The sequence below is a fragment of the Pseudomonadota bacterium genome (assembly GCA_018823135.1).
Classification (GTDB): domain Bacteria; phylum Desulfobacterota; class Desulfobulbia; order Desulfobulbales; family CALZHT01; genus JAHJJF01.
This window is the reverse complement of the sequence record JAHJJF010000147.1, coordinates 1-18,661: the sequence shown is the minus strand read 5'-3', so window position 1 is coordinate 18,661 and position 18,661 is coordinate 1. Positions and strand designations below refer to the sequence as shown.

Here is an 18,661-nt window from a genome sequence, read left to right as displayed (position 1 = left end):
TTGAGAAATTGTTGATAACGTGTCTAACCGAACGAAATAAAAGAGCTTTACTGAGAAGGTCAAATCAGATGCACAAACCAAAGGCAAGCATCCTCATTGTTGAAGACGATGCGGCGATCCTCAAAGGGCTGCTGGATGTTCTGGTTTTTAACGGCTATGAGGCCGAAGGCGCGGATGACGGGGCCCGGGGGTTGGACAAGGCCCTCAGGGGACGCTATGACCTGATCATCCTGGATGTGATGCTGCCGTCCATGGACGGATTTGCCATCTGCAGCAGGGTGCGGGAAAAGAAACCGGCCCAGGCGATCATCATGCTCACTGCCAAGGGTGCAGAGGAGGATATTGTCACCGGCTTTAATTCTGGCGCGGATGATTATATCCATAAGCCCTTTTCATTGCGCGAACTGATGGTCCGGGTTGAGGCGGTGCTGCGTCGTGCCGGAAAAAACCTGGGCGAGGTGGAACTTGAACTCAACGGCATCGTCTTTGACGGAACCAGGCTTTCAGCAGCATCAGACGGCAGAACCGTTGAATTGACCCGCCGTGAGATCGATATAATTGTCTACCTGCACCAGAATAAAGACCGGATTGTTTCAAAGCAGGAACTCCTGGGAAATGTCTGGAATTATGCAGTGACCGATATTGAGACCCGCACCGTTGATATTCACATGCTCAAGCTCAGGAAAAAGATTGGCGAGCTTATTGGCGAGACGCCTTTTATCGTGACCGTGCGCGGCGAGGGATACCGGTTGGAGGGGGACTGGTGAAAAGACTGCAGGTATTTATCCTGATCTTCTTTTTGGGGTTGGTCTTTCCCCTTTCCTATCTGCTGGTGCGCACCTATGCCAGCCTGGCTCAGGAGGAAGAGGCGGAGCTCAGGTATTTTGCCGAGACCCTGTTTGACCGGATGGAAGGCGAGCTTGCGCAACTGGTGCAACGGGAGGAGGGGCGCGCCGTGGATGAATACGGGGTGAGCGCCATGACCGGCACCGGAAAATCCCAGGGGAAAACATTTCTGACTGCAATTCCTGCTGAGCCCTATATCCTTGGATATTTTCAGAACGACCCTGATGGATCTTTCCAGTCTCCATTGATGATGGATAGCGACGATAAAAACCCGGGCAAAGAAGAGGTTCTCGCGCAGCTCAAAGGCATTAATGCAAGTTTTAACCGTAAACGGTTTGCCGTGGGTGAGATTCCTGAAAAGGATCAACCGCGGAAAATTGCAGCCGTTTCCAATGAGGTAAAATCTAAAAAACAGGCAAGTGTTGCGGACCGATATTTTCTGGCGGAGCGGGTCAAAGAGGAGAAAACCCGGCTTGGGCAGGAGCAACGACGGGTTGAGGAAATTTCCATCACCCAGGCGCAGAATATAGCGCCACGGCAGGAGCTATATGAACAGCAAGCGGTTGCCAGTCCTGCTCCAATGGCGGACGAGTCGGCATGGGCATCCCCGCAGCCGAATAGGGCAGGCTCCGGTTTTGGCAGAGGCGCTGATGCTGATACAGACGGGCTTTCAAGGTCTCTGGAGATGCAGGCGGTAGAGGAAGAATCGTCAGGAGAAGGTCAAAAGAATGATAGTTTGTTTTCTTCCCGGCGATATCGTTCGGAGGCGCTAGATCAGGGGCGCAGGCCGTCGGCGCCGGTGACCAGAAACAGGTTCCAGGTCGAGGTGAACCCCCTGCAGTCAGTTGCAATCGACAAAAATCATTATTACATCTTCCGGCGCATAATCCTCAACGAGCAGATATACCGGCAGGGATTTGTTCTCAAGGCAAGTGATTTTCTTAACTACCTGATTGAAACGGATTTTGCCGGCCAGCCGTTGGCGCGGTTTACAAATCTGCGGCTTTCGGTTCTTGAAAACGGTGCAGAAAAACTGGGGAATGAAGCGGGGGCGTCATCGAACCAGCCTGAATTTGAACTTGAGCGGATATTCCCGCGACCTTTTTCATTTCTTAAGGCACGAATTGCCTGTGATCGGATTCCGGAATCTCCGGGCAGAAAGACCCTGCACCTGATGACCATGGTTCTTGCGGCAGTGGTTCTTCTGGGGCTGTTTGCGTTATATCACAGCGCCCGGGTTATCGTCGACATGTCTGAAAGGCGAAGCGGTTTTGTTTCCTCGGTGACCCATGAACTCAAAACCCCACTGACCAATATCAGGATGTATATCGAGATGCTTGAGCAGGGTATCGCCCGTGATCAGGAACGGGAGCAGGAATACTTCCGGATTCTGGGATCTGAAAGCAGCAGGCTTTCAAGGCTTATAAATAACGTCCTGGAGTTTTCCAGACTGGAACGGAAACAACGCCCCTTGGATCTGCAGGAAGGATCTTTTGAGGAGGTTATTAAGGAAGTAGAGGATGTAATGGGGGAGAAGATCAGGCAGGAAGGCTTTGAGCTGATCATTGAAAATACCATTGCAAGACCGTTTAGTTATGACCGGGAAGTAATGATTCAGGTACTGATCAATCTTCTTGAAAACAGCATGAAATTCAGCAGAAATTCAACAATCAGGGAAATACGGCTCCAGGCCCGCCAGAGTGAAAAGCAAACCCTGATCTCGGTGTCTGACAAGGGGCCGGGCATCGGCCCCCAGGCATTGAAAAAGGTTTTTGATGATTTTTATCGGGAAGAAAATACATTGACCAGAACTACCAAGGGTACGGGCATCGGCCTTGCCCTGGTCAAAAAATTCGTCACCGCCATGGGCGGCAAGGTTGCCGCCCAGAACAATAAGGGCCCGGGGTGTACTGTAACAATTTCTCTACCAAATTAGTCGTAATCAATCCCCTCTTCGGGGAGACACACCTTTAAGAGAATATTGCTGATTCCCAGAAAGATCGTAAAGGGGAGCAGGATCTTGAGGTTTGTGAGAAAATTATCGTTGTGATAAATAAGCTCTGCTGCAATGGTAATGAACGTAATGAGTAGATAAAATATTGCCAAAGGGTATTTGAGAAATAAGCGGTTGAAGTGGGTAAATTCCATTATGTAAGAATTTACCGGCCGGAAGGTGCTGTAGATGGTCGTTGATACGGTGGCAACCAGAATGAGTGTTGTGACGCACATGGAGTAGACAATATACATGGCGCCCTTTTCCGGTGTTGCCAATGAGAGAAGCAGGCTCAGGCAGGAGGCGAAAAGCAAAACAAGGCTTACTGCCTTAAGCAGTATGGTGATAAATTTCATTGTTTTTCTTCCTGCCTTTCAGATGATCTGATTGTCTCTTGGACGATGATAGGGTTATCATTGTTTGTTTTCAGGATGAATTCTATTACCTCCGCGCTTGAGCTTTGAAAGGAACGTCTGATTTTTGTGAGTGTGAGATCGATCCGGGTATTCATTATTGAAGTGATCTTTAAATCTTTTACTACTACATGTTGATTAGTAGCAAAAAGTTTTTTTCGATAATAAAGCCAATCCTTCCGGTCATATTCTTTGTTTTTGCCTTGTATCGCTTCAATCCCGGTAAAATTCTGGTCATAACAGCGGGAGAACTGGGGGAAATCGTTTTGACTTTGGGCATTTGCCCACTTGCTAAACAGATTCTGCACCCGATTAAGAACCCCGTGGTCCAGGGTATCCTGGGCAACATTGACCATATTGATCGGCGGCGTGGGCGGCGCAAGGGCCAGAAACGTGTAATCCTCTGTGCCGGAAGGCTGAAAGTTTTCAATAAAAACCGGACCTTGTTCCGGTAAAAAACAGGTCATTATGCTGGATTCATCCGACCCTGCCCCGGGACATGCCGAATGATTGCACCAGGCTTTTTCTTTGATTCCGCCATACAGGGCGATTTTGCTGCTGGTTATCCAGGATTTACAGCCGGGGGTAACCGGTTTGGACGATGGTGCAGGGTTTGCGGCAAGCAGGGGTGGGGATTGAATAATTTCTTCTGCAAAAGCCTTATCTTCAGGGAAAGCATTCGCAACCCAGAGACCCTGTGCGGTTCCTACATAAAAATTGGCGAGGAGATTCTCTGCACCAAGGCATTCTACCCAGCTGGCCTGATATGATGGATAAGAAAGGGCTTCCTTTACTGTGCACTCGACCTTAAAAACTTCTTTTCGCTCGGAATATTCATTTTCGCCGGCGTCGTTGACATAGCGGCTTGTGGTGGCAAGTACTTCGAAATTAAAGGTTTGGTTTTTTTCAAAAAGCGAGGAGTAAAGCGGGGAAAGCTGTTGTGAGAAATCAGGCGGATCCGCAGAAGATAATTCGCCGATAAATAGAAATAATACTGTTAGGGCAACTGTAAAAACTCTTTGAGTCATTAAGTAACCAGCAGAATCATTATTAATTATAGAGACCTTATTTGTTGGCGACGACGTTATGTTACCCTTTTACGAATTGATTGTATACTTTTTAGTCGGTAATTTGTTGTCAAAAACACATTATTCTGAGGGATATGCACAGATAAAGTTATCGAGAATAACAGGTTCTGCGTAGCTGAACCTTAAAAAGGAGGGGGAGGCCCCCTCCTTTTTTGCTAATGACCAAAAAGGTTATTTCAAGATCGATTAATCCAGCAATCTTTTCTGGCCCTGGATTTTCTGGATTTCACCAATGGCCTGGGTTACTTCGAGAACCCCCATATATTGACCATCATCACTATAGACCGGGAAGTAGCGGATCAGGACCTTGTCGTTGCGGAAATCAATCCAGAATTCCGCTTTATCCAGGGTTCGCTCTTTGAATCCGGTAACTATTTTTTGAACTGTTCCGACGCTCTTTTCCGGGTGGCATTTTTCCACCTTTCTGCCAATCACCGATCGTGTGCGCGGGAAAAGTTTTTCTTTGTCCAGTCGATTGAAATAGGCAACCGTATCTTCGGCATCAACAAAGGTGACCTCAAAAGGCATGGCTTCCATGATTGCATGGATCTGTTCGTATGAGAGACCGTTGATCAATCTTGTTTTTTCGGACCGGCCTTTTTCCGCCTCCTCCACCATTTTTACAAAATTACCCCGCGCTTCCGGGCCGTAGGTTTCCTGGTCAATTTTGATAAATTCTCTCAGGAGATTCTCTGCGTCATCGGCCTGCAGCACGTTTCTTGCCATGGGATAGAGAATATCGTTTTCCTTCCAGATGTGTTCGGCGCGGATTTTAAGATAATCGATGCCCTTATCCCTGAATTCCTGTCGGTCATCTTTATGGGCATCTTTAAGTCCGCCGACCTGCATGAGCATTTTTTGAATCAATTCCCGTTCGGCCTGGTGCTCCATGAGCATGACACCCAGGGGGCCGCCGTCAACCGGAATACCTCTTTGTCCCATAAGAGGAAAGAGTTGTTGCTCTTCCTTTTTGTTGTGAATTTTATCGCCGAACTCAAGCAGGAAATCCAGAGCCCGTTTTATCTGGTGCAGGTCTTCTGATTCCGCATCAATCTGTTCGAGATTATCCTTCAAAACCGCCATGGCCCGTTCAATCAGCTCGTGTTCAGCAATTAGAAAATCATCCCACCTGGTTTCGTATTCCATGATTAGTCCTCCAAATATTTGAAATAGTAGTTGTTGTTATATGATGTGAGTATCTCATGAAAGAATCTATGAATCCTTGATTTATGTCAACCTTGGGAAAAAAGATGGATTGCAAAAAAGTTGGATGTTGAATTATCGACTCCAGTAATTTCAATAAGGTAAAAGCGGTAGACGCGTTCGAAGAGCGCTTTCTGCGAGTTTCGAAATTCGTACTTACCTGCGAGGCGGGGAAAAAAAGTTTGACAATCGTTCAAACGATCGTTTAATACATACGTATGAATTGTTCGGCGCAGAAATTAATCGCAAGGCAATAAATTGTTTCCACGGGTTTGACTATAAGGTGAAAAATGGGACAGAAAGACACAAAAGAACGAATCCTTGATGCAGCTGAAATTCTCTTTGCGGAGGACGGCTATCATGCCACTTCTTTGCGGGGGATTACCAGGAAAGCTGAGGCGAATCTGGCTGCGGTCAACTACCATTTCGGCTCAAAGGAAGAGCTTGTTGCCGAGGTTATCAAGCGGCGCCTGGTGCCGTTGAATGAACTGAGAACTCAAGGGTTGATGGCGCTTATCGAAATGGCTGAAAAGGAGAAAAGTCAGCCTGAAGTTGAAGCAATTCTCCGGGCATTTATTGAAACAACCCTTGTTTTCATGGAAACAACTCCTGGGGCAAACAGTTTTATCACATTGATCGGCAGGGCGTTGGCTGAGCCGGATGACACGGTGCGCAAAATTTTTATAGGTTTGATGGAGCCGGTATTCAAGATGATGATGCAAGGGCTTGGGATGGCCCTTCCTGATTACCCCAAAGAAGTCCTTTTCTGGCGACTGCATTTCATGATAGGCGCAACCAGTCACACACTGCGCTGTATCGATAAGTGCCCCATTGATATTGACGGCAGAAGCCCGGTTGAAAACGCCAACTCCCTGGTGGCCATGCTTCTGCCCTTTGTCACTGCCGGAATGGAGGCACCAATATGAAGAAGGTTTCTTTTTTCGGATCAGCGGTGTTGCTGATTGTTGTTCTGGCTGGCTGCACAGTCCATGAAAGCCTGATGCCTGAAGCCGAGCTTGATCTCCCGGAAGAATATCTGGCTGAAGCTCAGGTCAAAGTGCCAACTGATAATTATTGGAGGGAATTCGGCGATGAACGGTTGAACCAATATATCGATCAGGCCCTGAAAAATAATCTGGACCTGACTCAAGGGCTGGCACGCCTGGAGCAGATGCAGGCCCTGGAAAAACAAAGCCGGGCGGGATTTTTGCCCTTTGTTAATCTCAAGGGTTCCGCCTCACGGGAACAGCAATTGAGTTCCATGGGAGAAAGCACCGGCAACAATTACCGGATGTCACTTGCTGCCGGATATGAAGTTGATCTCTGGAACAGGATAAAAAATACAAATAATGCTGCCTCGCTCAATCTGCTCGCCTCAGAGGAGGACCTGCAGGCCTTGACGATCAGCATTACCGCAAGTGTGGCTGATCTGTATTATTTAGCTATGGAGCAGCAGGCCCAGCTTGAACTGAATTCGAAGACCAGCATTTCTTACGGGAATTCCCTGGAACAGGTCACCAGCCGTTACCGGGAAGGGTTGGTGCCGGCGCTGGATGTCTATCAGGCAAGACAGAATATCCCGGTGGCAAAATCCCAGCGACCGCTTATTGAAAAGCGACTTGCGACAACAAGCAACGCGCTGTCTTTCCTTCTGGGTCAGTTCAAGCTTGAGGAAGCAAATGATGCCTTACGGGTGTTTCCGGATCTGCCGGAGGAAATAGCGGCAGGTGTCCCGGCCCATCTGGTGACCCGCAGGCCTGACGTCAAAGCTGCATATCTCAGGCTCAAGGCCCAGGATGCCAAGGTGGCCGCCGCAGTGGCAGACCGGTTCCCGACCATCAATATTTTAGGCAGTATCGGCACCGGGCAGGTGGATTTTGCCAGCAGCGTCTCCGGGATTTTCTGGAACCTGCTTATGGAGATTACCGGGCCGGTTTTTGACGCCGGCAGGCGCAAGGCCGAGGTCATGAGGAATGAAGCGGTTTTCAAAGAGGCCCTGGCCGGATATCACAAGGTTGTCCTCAAGGCCTTCCTGGAGGTCGAGGATGCATTGACCAATCTTCAGGCCAGCAGGAAGAGGATTGTTTATCTCGAAGAGCGTTTTGCGGCCAATGAGGCAACCCTTCAAATCGCCACGGAAAACTATTTTGCCGGACTGGTTGATTATTTGATCGTATTAACCGTTCAGCAGCAGAATTTTGCAGTCCAGGCCTTATTGCTGACTGAAAAAAGACAACTTGTATCAGATTATATCGGTCTCATGCGGGCCCTGGGAGGCGGGGTGATCAGTTCTGACGAATTGGCGCGCCGGAGAAATGTAAAGGAAGAAGGTGAGAAAAAATGACACTGAAAAGTTTTTTAGTAAAAGGCGTGATTCCGGTAACCCTTATTCTGGTGGTTGGCTTTCTGGGTATGAAAAAGATGGAGGCCAGTCGGCAGGCCCCGCAAAGACACAAAAAGGTGGATCTGGGTGTGCTGGTGGAGGTTATGGAAATCACCATGGCGGACCAGCAGGTTGTGGTTTACGGGACCGGCACGGTTCAACCGGTGCAGGAGGTTATGGTTACTCCACAGATAAACGGCCAGGTCATCAAGCTTAATCCGACGTTTAAACCGGGGGGCTTTTTTGCAAAGGATGAAATTCTTTTTGAGATTGATCCGGTTGACTATGAACTTGCTCTGGAACAGGCGAAAGCTTCCCTCGCCAAGGTGGAATCTGCCCTGGCGTCTGTTGAGGGAAGAGCACGGATTGCACGGCTTGATTGGGAAAGAATGGCAGACATTGGCGATCAACAGCCCAATTCTCTGGTGCTGTATGAGCCGCAGCTCAAGGAAGCTCAGGCAAACCGGGGTGCCGCTCTTGCCGCTTTAAAACAGGCGGAACTGAATTTTGAGCGCACCAGGGTTCGGGCGCCCTTTAACTGTATGGTCAGAAACGAGCAGATAGATCTGGGCCAGTATGTTCGGGTCGGCAACAGTGTCGGCAACCTGATCGGCACTGAAAAGGCAGAGGTAATCGTCCCGGTTCCCCTGGATGAAGTGAAATGGCTTGATATTCCAAGATCCGATAAACGACCGGGTTCACCGGCAAAGGTGCATCTGGATATGGCCGGAGAACGATTGACCTGGCAGGGGAGAATCGTCCGCTCCCTTGGCGAGGTTGATCCCAAGGGGCGAATGGTCCGTGTGGTAATTGAAGTTGCCGACCCCTATGGACTTTCTGCCAGTGGTTCCAGATCAAAACAGCCCTTGGCCATTGGTTCGTTTGTCTCGACCGAGATTGAAGGAAGTGTGCTGAAGGATACCGCGGTAATTCCTCGAAAAGCCATACGCGATAACAGCACGGTATGGATCGTTGATCAGGCAAAGACACTTCAGCTACGAAAAGTTGTGGTCGCGCGGTTGGAAAAAGAGCAGGCGATGATTGCTCAGGGTCTGTCCTCAGGAGATAAAGTTATCCTGACGAATTTGTCCGGGGTTGCAGAAGGAATGAAGTTGCGGCTTCATGGTGAGGGGGCGCAGAGATGAACGGCGCAATTAGCTGGATGGCCAGGAATCATGTGGCCGCCAACCTTCTGATGTTTCTGTTTATCGTCGGTGGGCTGGTGATGAGCACGTCGGTCAAGCAGGAAGTATTTCCTGAAATCAACCTGGACAGAATTCAGGTTACGGTTGTCTATCCGGGGGCCAGTCCTGAAGAGGTGGAAGAGGGGATTATCCTCAAGATTGAGGAAAGTATCAGCGGTGTTGACGGGATTAAAGAGCTCCTCTCTGTTGCCGCAGAGGGCGTCGGTAACGTTACGGCTGTGATCAATACCGGTGAAGATGCCGATCAGGTTCTTGAAGATATTAAAGGTGAAATAGACCGGATCACCACCTTTCCGGAAGACGCTGAACGTCCGGTAGTTGCCAAGATGGTGACCCGGCGTGAAGTTATATCGTTGGTGGTTTATGGCAATGTGCCTGAGCGCACCCTGCGTGAACAGGCTGAAGCCATGCGCGACGAGCTCCTGGCCATGAAGCAGATCACCCAGGCCGACCTCAATGGTGTTCGGCCTTATGAGATATCCATAGAAATTCCAGAAGAAAACCTCCGGCGTTTTAACCTTACCCTGGATATGGTGGCGCAGATTGTCCATGGTGCTTCCATGGATCTCCCGGGTGGTTCCATCAAGTCAGAGGGGGGGGAAATTCTTATTCGCACCAAGGAGAGGCGTTATACCGGTGCGGGTTACGGCGATATCACGATTCTGGTGGATTCAGACGGCACAATGGTGAAACTCAAGGACATTGCGGAAATCAAGGACACCTTTGCGGAAACCGATACCTTTGCGAATTTTGACGGCTATCCCGCGGCGATGGTTGCGGTATTCCGGGTAGGTGACCAGAAACCCACGGAAATTTCAAATATCGTTGCCGAATATGCGAGAAAGAAACAGGAAACCCTGCCCGAATCCATCATGCTTTCCACCTGGAATGATACCTCAGAGATTTATCAAAGCCGGTTGAACCTTCTATTGAAAAATGCCTTTCTGGGGCTCATTCTGGTTTTTGTGATTTTGAGTCTTTCCCTGCATATGAAGCTTGCCCTCTGGGTAATGCTGGGCATCCCGATTTCTTTTCTGGGGGCTTTATTGATCATGCCCATGGCTGATGTGTCCATCAACATGATTTCACTTTTTGCGTTCATCATGGCCCTGGGTGTTGTGGTGGATGATGCCATTGTTGTCGGCGAAAATATCTATGAACACCGGCAACAGGGAAAGACGCATCTGCAGGCGGCAATAGATGGTGCCCGTGAAGTTGCGGTGCCGGTAACTTTTTCAATTCTTACATCGGTGGCAGCATTTGTACCGTTGATGTTTATTGTCGGCACCATGGGGAAATTCATCAAGGTGATCCCTTTTGTGGTGATCAGCATCCTGCTGGTCTCACTGGTTGAGTCACTCTTTGTGTTGCCGGCGCATCTGAGCCTCGGGAGAGAAAAGCCGTCATCCCCGGATAAAGACAAGAAGCCTGCCAAAGCGGGAAACGGTTTTGCCCGACGGCTTGAGAAGTTTATCAATGGCCCATACCATTGGTTGCTGACCCACTGCGTCAGGCATCGTTATGTCAATGTCGCCCTGGCAATTGCCATGCTCATGTTTTCAATCGGATTGATCAAGGGAGGCATAGTTAAATTTCGATTCATGCCCAATGTTGAGGCGGACTGGATTCTGGTCGAGATTGAAATGCCCCAGGGGTCATTGAAAGAAGATACTGCAAAAGTTCAGCAATTCATTGTTGAGCAGGGCAATGAAACCGTCGCTCATTTTGATGCGCAGTTGCCGGAGGACGACACCGTACTCAGGCATATCTATTCAGTGGTGGGCGGCACCATTGCCCGTGGCGGGCCGGGAGGCGGGTCTTCGTCTTCCGCGCCCCATCTGGCAAACGTATCGATGTTACTTGCCCCGGGAGATAAAAGGGATATTTCCACCTATGATATTTCCAATTACTGGCGGGACAAGGTTGGAGAAATCCCGGGTGTTGACACCTTGAGTTTTTCTTCCAGTCTTGTGCATATGGGCGCCAATATCGACGTTCGTCTGGCTCATGAAAATTATGAGGTTCTGGTCAAGGCAACCAGCCGCCTCAAGGAGGTTCTTGGGGAATATCCAGGAGTCTATGATATTGTCGATACCTATCCGGAAGGCAAGCGTGAGCTGAAAATTCGCCTGAAACCCGAGGCGCGCACCCTTGGGATTACGGAGAACGCTCTTGCCAGGCAGATACGAAGCGCCTTTTACGGCGCCGAAGCCTTGAGACTCCAGCGCGGCCGTAATGAAGTGAAGGTCATGGTGCGTTATCCGGAATCGGAACGCACCAGTCAATGGGATTTTGACACGATGCGGATCCGCACTCCGCAAGGCGGCGAAGTGCCGCTCCATCAGGCCGCTTACGTTGAAGAGGGGCGCGGCTTCAGCGTCATCAATCGATCCGACCGGAAACGGGTGATAAATGTTTCGGCAAGTGTGGATAACAAAACAGCCAACGCCGAGGAGATCATTAATGATCTCAAGGGAAAGACACTTGCCGAGCTGATGATGGATTACCCTGGCCTTTCCTATGATCTTGAAGGGGAGGAAAAAGAGCGGCGGGAATCAATGGGCAGCATGATGAAAGGCTTTGTAATGGCCTTGCTGGTGATGTATGCGCTACTCGCCATACCGTTCCGCAGTTATTCGCAGCCGCTGCTTATTATGGCGGCAATTCCCTTTGGTATAGTGGGTGCTGTTCTGGGCCATCTGATTATGGGGTTTGATCTGAGCATGCTGAGTCTGTTCGGGATTGTGGCGCTTTCCGGGGTTGTGGTTAATGATTCGTTGCTGTTGATTGACCGGGTGAACCAGAGCCGCAGAAAGGGCGCAAGCCTCAAAGAAGCGGTGGTGGAAGCGGGCCTGCGGCGTTTCAGGCCAATTATGCTGACTTCTTTTACAACCTTTTTCGGACTGATGCCGATGATCCTTGAAAAAAGCGTTCAGGCCCAGTTTCTAATCCCCATGGCCATAAGCCTGGGTTTTGGAATCATGTTTGCAACGATGATCACCCTGCTGTTGATCCCCAGCCTGTACCTGGTGCTTGAAGATGTAAGAAACCTGTTCGGCATGAAGGCGACGCACCATCGCTTTGATCATCAGGACCATTGATATGGCTCTATGTTGTGTTTAGGTAGTGCTCAAAATAGACGTGTTGTTTTATGAATTCTTTTCGGCTCATGTGCTTCGGCTTGTCCGATCTTCTTCGCTGGTCGACGAAATCCCGCCTCCTGCGGGTTCGTCGATGCGTGACTTCCTGTCACGCACCCTGTGGGCCTGATCGCTTCGAAATTCGGGCCGGGCGCAAGGTGGCCTCAATGAAGTCATAAAACAGCAGAGAAATCTTATAATACACATTAAAGACTACTGCGTATTGGGAGGTGTGTGAACCATGAAAATTACTGAGCATATTCATGCAATAAAAATTCCTTTCCAGGTGCCTCTGAGCCCCGAGATAAAGGTTGATCGTTTTGTCTATGCCTATCTGGTCTACGGCAAGAAAATCTGCCTGATTGATACTGGCGTTGCCGGGGCAGAGCAGATAATTTATCAATACCTGCGCGACAAGGGAAAGAACCCTCAAGATATTGAAACCATCATTCTCAGTCATTCGCATCCAGACCATATCGGCGCGGCTCATATCATCCAGAAAGAGACCGGCTGCAGAATCATGGCACACGCAGCAGAGAAAAACTGGATTGAAGATGTTGAGCTTCAGGGGCGGCAGCGTCCGGTGCCGGGTTTCCATGCGCTTGTAGGTGGCTCTGTGAAAATCGATCACTTGCTCGAACAAGGCGATACAATTGATCTGGGTAATGATCTCCAGGTCAATGTGCTCCATACGCCTGGTCATTCGTCGGGATCCATCTCGCTGTGGTTCCCTTCGGAAAAGGTGCTTTTTTCAGGAGACGCGGTGCCTTTGCCCGGGGACATGCCGATTTACGAGGATGTTGAAGATTCGCGGCGATCCATCGAGAAGCTGCAGGCGATACAGGGTGTTGAGTGTCTGCTGGCTTCATGGGATGATCCACGGTATGGAGAGGATGCGGGTAGAGTCATGGACCAGGGGCTCGGGTATCTGGAGACACTTGATGCAGCGGTTACTGAAGTTGTCAAACCAGGAACCCTCGAGCCCATGGAGATATGCCAGGGCGTTGTGAAAAATTTAGGTCTCCCGCCTTTTGCGGCAAATCCATTGGTTGCGCGGTCATTGCTCTCTCATCTTAATATGATGAGTAAAGAAGCGTTTGGATGAAAGGCTGCCTGCGAGACTCGGCTTCAGCTGAAAGGTAATGGTAGTCGATATTAGACTCGTAAAACTTAAGGGTGCAATTGAGGAGATCTTGTGAACTCTGATGATGAGATCATTGTGGTGGTGGATGATAACAATCACCAAACCGGAAGTGTTCCCAGAAGCGAAATGCGGCAAAAACGGCTGACGCACCGGGCGTCATACATCCTCGTTTTTAACCGGGCAGGAGAGCTTTTCATTCAGAAACGAACAACCACCAAGGATATTTATCCAGGATATTACGATGTGGCTGCGGGCGGGGTGGTGCTTGCCGGCGAAACCTATGAGGAGTCGGCTGAAAGGGAGCTTTTCGAGGAACTGGGGATTGTTTCAGGGGGGATAAAATTTCTCTTTGACCATTTTTATCGCGACCAGGATAACAGTGTCTGGGGCAGGGTTTTTTCCTGTGTCCATGAGGGACCTTTTGTTTTACAAAAAGAAGAAGTCGAAATTGGTTTCTTTGTTGGAATCAAAGAGGTTTTTCAGCTGGCTGGAAAAGAGCCGTTCACCCCGGATGGCCTGGAAATTCTTCGTAAAATTGCTGGGAATTAATACTCGGAACCAAAGGATAATAACATGCAGCTAGTTTTACCGTCTGGCCTTCAAACCACACAGCCTCGAGCTTTGTTGATCTTCTGAGCGCTTTTGCTGTCCAGGTTAGTGTTCGGCGTGGATACGTTTGATTGCCGGCAGGTTATGGATAAAGAGATCCACAAGCATGGGATCGAAGTGGGAGCCTTTTTGTTTGTGCAGTTCGGCAACCGCCTTATTAAATGACCAGGCTTGTTTGTATGGTCTTTTGGAGGTCAGGGCGTCAAAAACATCGCATACCGCGGCAAGTCTTCCGGCCATGGGTATTGTGTCACGCTTAAGCCCGTGCGGGTAGCCGGTGCCATCCCATCTTTCATGATGGCTCAGTGCTATGCTCCGGGCCACTCTGAAAAGGTTGGAGTTCTGGCCGGAAAGCAGTTTGGCGCCGATGGTGCAATGGGTTTTCATCTGTTCAAATTCAATGGGGTCGAGGCTTCCTGATTTCAAAAGAATGCTGTCGGTGATACCGATTTTTCCAACGTCATGCATTGGCGCCGCATGAAAAAGCAGGTGGTTTACATTTTTTCGCAAGCCCGCAGCCTGTCCGAGAACGGAGCAATATCTGCTCATTTTGGTGATATGGTCGCCGGTGCTGCTGTCGCGAAATTCAGCGGCCCGGGCAAGGCGGCTGAGAATTTCAAGTTGAGATTTCCAGAGGCGTTTAGTTCTATCCCGAACCAGGTCTTCAAGGTGGTCTCGGTGGCGCTTGAGCTCCCCTTCAGCCTTTTTTAATATTTCTTCGGCCCGCATTTCCTTGGTCACATCAATAAGAAAGCCTCGTGAAAGGTAGATCCCGTCGGCAGGGAAGACCTCGATAATCGCCTGGTCCTTGAGCCAGATCATGCCATTATAGGGCGTGAGGATTTTGTATACAGCGTCTATGGTTTTTTCTTTTTTACTGGTTTCGCGGATACTTGTCCGGGAGCTGTCAAGCTGATGTCTTCGAGTGATTTCCTTGGTTACACTGGGCGGCCCGGTAGGCGATTTATAAATGATTCGATCAATAATGCTGTTTTTTAACGTTTCAGGGATTTTGTCCCTGTCGCACCCGAGCATCCTGTTGAGTTCGATTCCGGTGTACTCATACCAGATTTCCTCATCACTCTCGTGCCACGCAGATATATACGGAATGACCGGTGCGTTGATTTTATCCAATGCGAGATATTGGGCGATGTAGTCGGTGATTTTTCTTTTCAATTCATCGCTGTAAGCTCCATAAAGAAGCTGGCCGTTATAGTCCCGTCCGAAGGTCCAGTATATGTTTTTTTGAGTCACCATAGTAGATTTCAGGATAGAAAATAATCAACGGTATCGGATGAGACCGAGTGAAAAGGCGGATATGAGAGTCGATTGTCTATCATACTATATATATGAATATTATTTTATTCATGACACAATATATGGTATGTGTGAGGAAAGGCAATCTTTTTTTAATAAATTCCATCTAGAAACAGATACTCCGCGAAATTTGTTATAATCTGGCAGTCATCTGCGTGGCCTGTTACATTAGCAGATAACCGGCGCAACCCTGTTTGATTTTCGGGAAATATGATTCACCCCGCTCGCTCGTCGAGACGTCGGATAGCCACCAGAGTGAGCAGTTTGGAGGGTTCCGGTATCTGAAAAAAAACGATTCAGTCACTTTGTACAAACTGTAATCTGGAAAACATGCGAAACATAACTTAATATCACAAAACAGAGAATTGAAATAGTCAGTCAATACTGTTCATGGAATATCCGGGTCGAGAAATTTACCGGATTATTCGAGACCAATAAGTGAACATGTCAACGATCCAATTGAGAGGGAGTTATCGTCCCCGGAGTATTATAATTTATGGAAAAATCTATAACCCAACGCCCCGCAAAACTCAAAGAGATGCAATCGTTCAAAACCAGTCAGGGCCATCCAAAACCTTTTGGTTCAACCGTTTTATCATCCGGGATTAATTTTTCCATATTTTCCCGGCACGCGGAAAAGGTATCATTGGTTCTTTTTAAAACAGGACGGGGAGGTAAGTTTGCTGAAATTGATTTTGACCCCCGCCATAATAAAACCGGCAACATCTGGCATATCCTTGTGCATGGTCTGGACACCGAGGTGAGATATGGGTTCAGAATTGATGGACCACGTTCGAAGAAGGGTGTCTGGCACGAGTTTTCTCCAGACAACCTGCTCATCGATCCTTTCACCAAAGCCTTGAGCGGCGGCACGGACTGGGGCACCCCATACATTCGCATTAATGAGTCAAGCCCGGAGGCGAATTTTAAAAGAAGATGCCTGATCGTTGAAGATCAATTTGACTGGGAAGGCGACAGGCCGCTGATTATACCCCTTGAAGAGACGATTATTTACGAGCTGCATGTACGGGGTTTTACCCGGCATTCCAGTGCCGGTGTAACTCATCCAGGGACGTATGCCGGCGTTGTTGAAAAAATACCGTATCTCAAGGAACTGGGTGTTACGGCGGTTGAACTCATGCCGGTTGCCGAGTTTAATGAAAACGAAATTGAAAATGTCGATCCGATTACCGGTTTGCCGCTGAAAAATTTCTGGGGCTACAGTCCGCAGGCTTTTTTTTCTCCAAAAGCGGCTTATGCGGTAAACGGCAGGAACGGCCATCAGGTCGTGGAGTTCAAGGAGATGGTCAAGGCCTTGCACTCCGCTGGAATCGAGGTGATTCTCGATGTTGTTTTCAACCATACCGCCGAAGGGGGAACCGGCGGCCCGACCTATAGTTTTAAGGGCATTGATAATTCGATTTATTATCTCCTCAACAAGGAAACCGGTGAATATCTCAATTTCAGCGGTTGCGGCAATACCATGAACTGCAACCATCCGGTAATGAAAAACCTGATCATTGATTGCCTGCATTACTGGGTGCAGGAGATGCATGTAGACGGATTCAGGTTTGATCTTGCCTCGGTTTTCGGGCGCGACAAAAGAGGCGAGGTCATGGAAAATTCTCCCCTGATTGAAGCAATAGCAGAGGATCCGATTCTTGCAAGTACCAAGATTATCGCCGAGGCCTGGGATGCCGGCGGACTTTATCAGGTTGGCCGCTTTTCCGATAGCGGCAGGTGGGCGGAATGGAACGGCAAGTTTCGTGATGATGTCCGGGCCTTTATCTGCGGCAGAGAAGATACAATCCCAAAGCTTGCAACCCGGATTGCCGGCAGTTCCGACCTGTATGAGTACAATCTGCGGCACCCCATCAACAGTATCAATTTCATTACCAGTCACGACGGATTTACCTTGTCTGATCTGGTGAGCTACAATACCAAGCATAATCTCAACAATGGGGAAAATAACCGGGACGGGACCGACCATAATATAAGTTGGAACAGTGGTGCTGAAGGCCCGACCAAAAGCAAGCGTATTTTACAGTTGCGTGAGCGTCGGATGCGTACTCTTGCGGTCATTCTTCTTTTGTCGCAGGGAGTGCCGATGTTCGTTGCCGGGGAAGAATTCGGCAGGACCCAGAACGGCAATAATAACACCTATTGCCAGGATAATCCCATGGGCTGGGTGGACTGGAACCTGTTAAATGAAAATGCCGGGCTATTTCGGTTTTTTCGGCTGCTTATAAAAATAAGAAAAACACACAGCGTCTTTCGCAGGTCCGATTTTTTTCTGCAAAATAAAAAAGAGGCGCTCAATGAAATCGTCTGGCAATCCCTTAGTGCCTATAAGGAAGACTGGTCGCCGGCATGCAAAACTCTGGGGGTCCTGCTTTACGGTGGAGGGGATTCAAGCGAGTCGGAAAATGATTTTTTCATCATGCTCAACGGTGACAAGCGGCTGCGAAAGTTTAATCTGCCAGTCCCCCGCCATGGCGGGAAATGGAAGCGGCTCATTGATACCGGCCAAAATGTGCCGGATGACATTTATGACGAAAGTGAAGCGGAACCAGTTCGCGACGGTTTTTATAAGGTTCAGGGAATGGGTGCAGTGGTTCTTATTTCAAGTCTGTAGATCTGTTTTGAGTCAATTCCTTCCGGTTCGCAGTTCTTGCTTTCCTGCGGCGGGGAGTTGTTGCGTGTGTGGCCCCGTATTTTGAATTCATTGATTATCTGTTGCGGAGTTGTTCGTGGAGATCTGATATGTCTTATCGCAGGCTTTTGCTGGCAGGGGACTCGCTTATAGAGTTTTATGACTGGCAGGTTCGATTTGCCGACAGAGTTGTCTGGAATTACGGCAGAGCTGGTGAGACCGTCGAGGGACTGCTTTCTCGAGTGCCGGCCATCATCAATCAGGTGCGGCCGGATTTCATATTATTGATGTCCGGCACCAATAATATCGGCATGGATGATTATGCCTTTATCCCGAATTACCGGAAAGTCATTGAATGTTTTTCAGCGGCGTTTCCCGATGCAGATATTTTTATTAACAGCCTTATGCCAATCAGGCTGCCCTGGCTTTCTAAAAGCGCTGTGCCGAGAGTGAATGGTCTTTTGGCGAAACTTGCCTCCGAAAAGGGGGTGGGATTTCTGAATATATACGAATATTTTCTCAATCAAAACGGCAGCAGCCATCAAGACTGTTTCCTCGGGGATGGTGTACATCTGAGCGAATTCGGCTATGCCCGGTGGGCGGAAGTTCTTGAGGGCAGGATCGGCACCTTATGACAGATTTGTTGTAATTTCTTTTACAAATTTGT

Annotated in this window: 14 protein-coding genes; 10 read left to right on the top strand and 4 right to left on the bottom strand. The window is 48.9% G+C overall.

What is annotated here, in order from left to right; genetic code table 11:
- The first annotated feature begins 68 nt into the window (after window positions 1-68).
- Together KKE17_15165 and KKE17_15160 are read left to right on the top strand one after the other, a co-directional pair.
- Complete coding sequence (locus KKE17_15165; GenBank protein MBU1711339.1) at window positions 69-767, top strand: response regulator transcription factor; 699 nt, start codon at window positions 69-71, stop codon at window positions 765-767.
- On the top strand, window positions 764-2,782 hold the full coding sequence (locus tag KKE17_15160) for a HAMP domain-containing histidine kinase (protein ID MBU1711338.1): 2,019 nt from the start codon (window positions 764-766) through the stop codon (window positions 2,780-2,782). The genes KKE17_15165 and KKE17_15160 overlap by 4 nt, the downstream gene beginning before the upstream one ends.
- Here KKE17_15160 and KKE17_15155 read toward each other — a convergent pair.
- The 3 genes from KKE17_15155 to KKE17_15145 all read right to left on the bottom strand — a co-directional run bounded on the left by KKE17_15155 (window position 2,779) and on the right by KKE17_15145 (window position 5,486).
- Window positions 2,779-3,195 (bottom strand): hypothetical protein, encoded by a 417-nt coding sequence (locus KKE17_15155; GenBank protein MBU1711337.1) that lies wholly within the window; start codon window positions 3,193-3,195, stop codon window positions 2,779-2,781. The genes KKE17_15160 and KKE17_15155 overlap by 4 nt on opposite strands.
- A complete protein-coding gene (locus KKE17_15150) occupies window positions 3,192-4,280 on the bottom strand; it encodes a hypothetical protein (protein ID MBU1711336.1) in 1,089 nt (362 codons plus the stop codon). Before KKE17_15150 ends, KKE17_15155 begins: the two co-directional genes overlap by 4 nt.
- 246 nt (window positions 4,281-4,526) lie before the next feature.
- Complete coding sequence (locus KKE17_15145; GenBank protein ID MBU1711335.1) at window positions 4,527-5,486, bottom strand: PAS domain-containing protein; 960 nt, start codon at window positions 5,484-5,486, stop codon at window positions 4,527-4,529.
- Window positions 5,487-5,833: 347 nt separating this feature from the next.
- Between KKE17_15145 and KKE17_15140 the strand changes: the two genes are divergently transcribed.
- From KKE17_15140 to KKE17_15115, 6 genes are all read left to right on the top strand, one after another.
- A complete protein-coding gene (locus KKE17_15140) occupies window positions 5,834-6,469 on the top strand; it encodes a TetR family transcriptional regulator (GenBank protein ID MBU1711334.1) in 636 nt (211 codons plus the stop codon).
- A complete protein-coding gene (locus KKE17_15135) occupies window positions 6,466-7,887 on the top strand; it encodes an efflux transporter outer membrane subunit (protein ID MBU1711333.1) in 1,422 nt (473 codons plus the stop codon). The genes KKE17_15140 and KKE17_15135 overlap by 4 nt, the downstream gene beginning before the upstream one ends.
- A complete protein-coding gene (locus KKE17_15130) occupies window positions 7,884-9,071 on the top strand; it encodes an efflux RND transporter periplasmic adaptor subunit (GenBank protein ID MBU1711332.1) in 1,188 nt (395 codons plus the stop codon). Before KKE17_15135 ends, KKE17_15130 begins: the two co-directional genes overlap by 4 nt.
- Window positions 9,068-12,232: an efflux RND transporter permease subunit gene (locus KKE17_15125; protein MBU1711331.1), complete on the top strand. Its 3,165-nt coding sequence runs from the start codon at window positions 9,068-9,070 to the stop codon at window positions 12,230-12,232. Before KKE17_15130 ends, KKE17_15125 begins: the two co-directional genes overlap by 4 nt.
- A 280-nt stretch (window positions 12,233-12,512) precedes the next feature.
- Complete coding sequence (locus tag KKE17_15120) at window positions 12,513-13,376, top strand: MBL fold metallo-hydrolase (protein MBU1711330.1); 864 nt, start codon at window positions 12,513-12,515, stop codon at window positions 13,374-13,376.
- A gap of 165 nt (window positions 13,377-13,541) precedes the next feature.
- Window positions 13,542-13,964: an NUDIX domain-containing protein gene (locus KKE17_15115; GenBank protein ID MBU1711329.1), complete on the top strand. Its 423-nt coding sequence runs from the start codon at window positions 13,542-13,544 to the stop codon at window positions 13,962-13,964.
- A gap of 105 nt (window positions 13,965-14,069) precedes the next feature.
- Here KKE17_15115 and KKE17_15110 read toward each other — a convergent pair whose 3' ends face one another.
- Entirely contained in the window at window positions 14,070-15,281 is a 1,212-nt protein-coding gene (locus KKE17_15110) for an HD domain-containing protein (protein MBU1711328.1), read from the bottom strand.
- 598 nt (window positions 15,282-15,879) lie between these two features.
- Between KKE17_15110 and glgX the strand changes: the two genes are divergently transcribed.
- Together glgX and KKE17_15100 are read left to right on the top strand one after the other, a co-directional pair.
- Window positions 15,880-17,976: a glycogen debranching protein GlgX gene (gene glgX / locus KKE17_15105; GenBank protein ID MBU1711327.1), complete on the top strand. Its 2,097-nt coding sequence runs from the start codon at window positions 15,880-15,882 to the stop codon at window positions 17,974-17,976.
- A 128-nt stretch (window positions 17,977-18,104) separates the two neighbouring features.
- Entirely contained in the window at window positions 18,105-18,629 is a 525-nt protein-coding gene (locus KKE17_15100) for a GDSL family lipase (protein MBU1711326.1), read from the top strand.
- The last annotated feature ends 32 nt before the right edge of the window (window positions 18,630-18,661 follow it).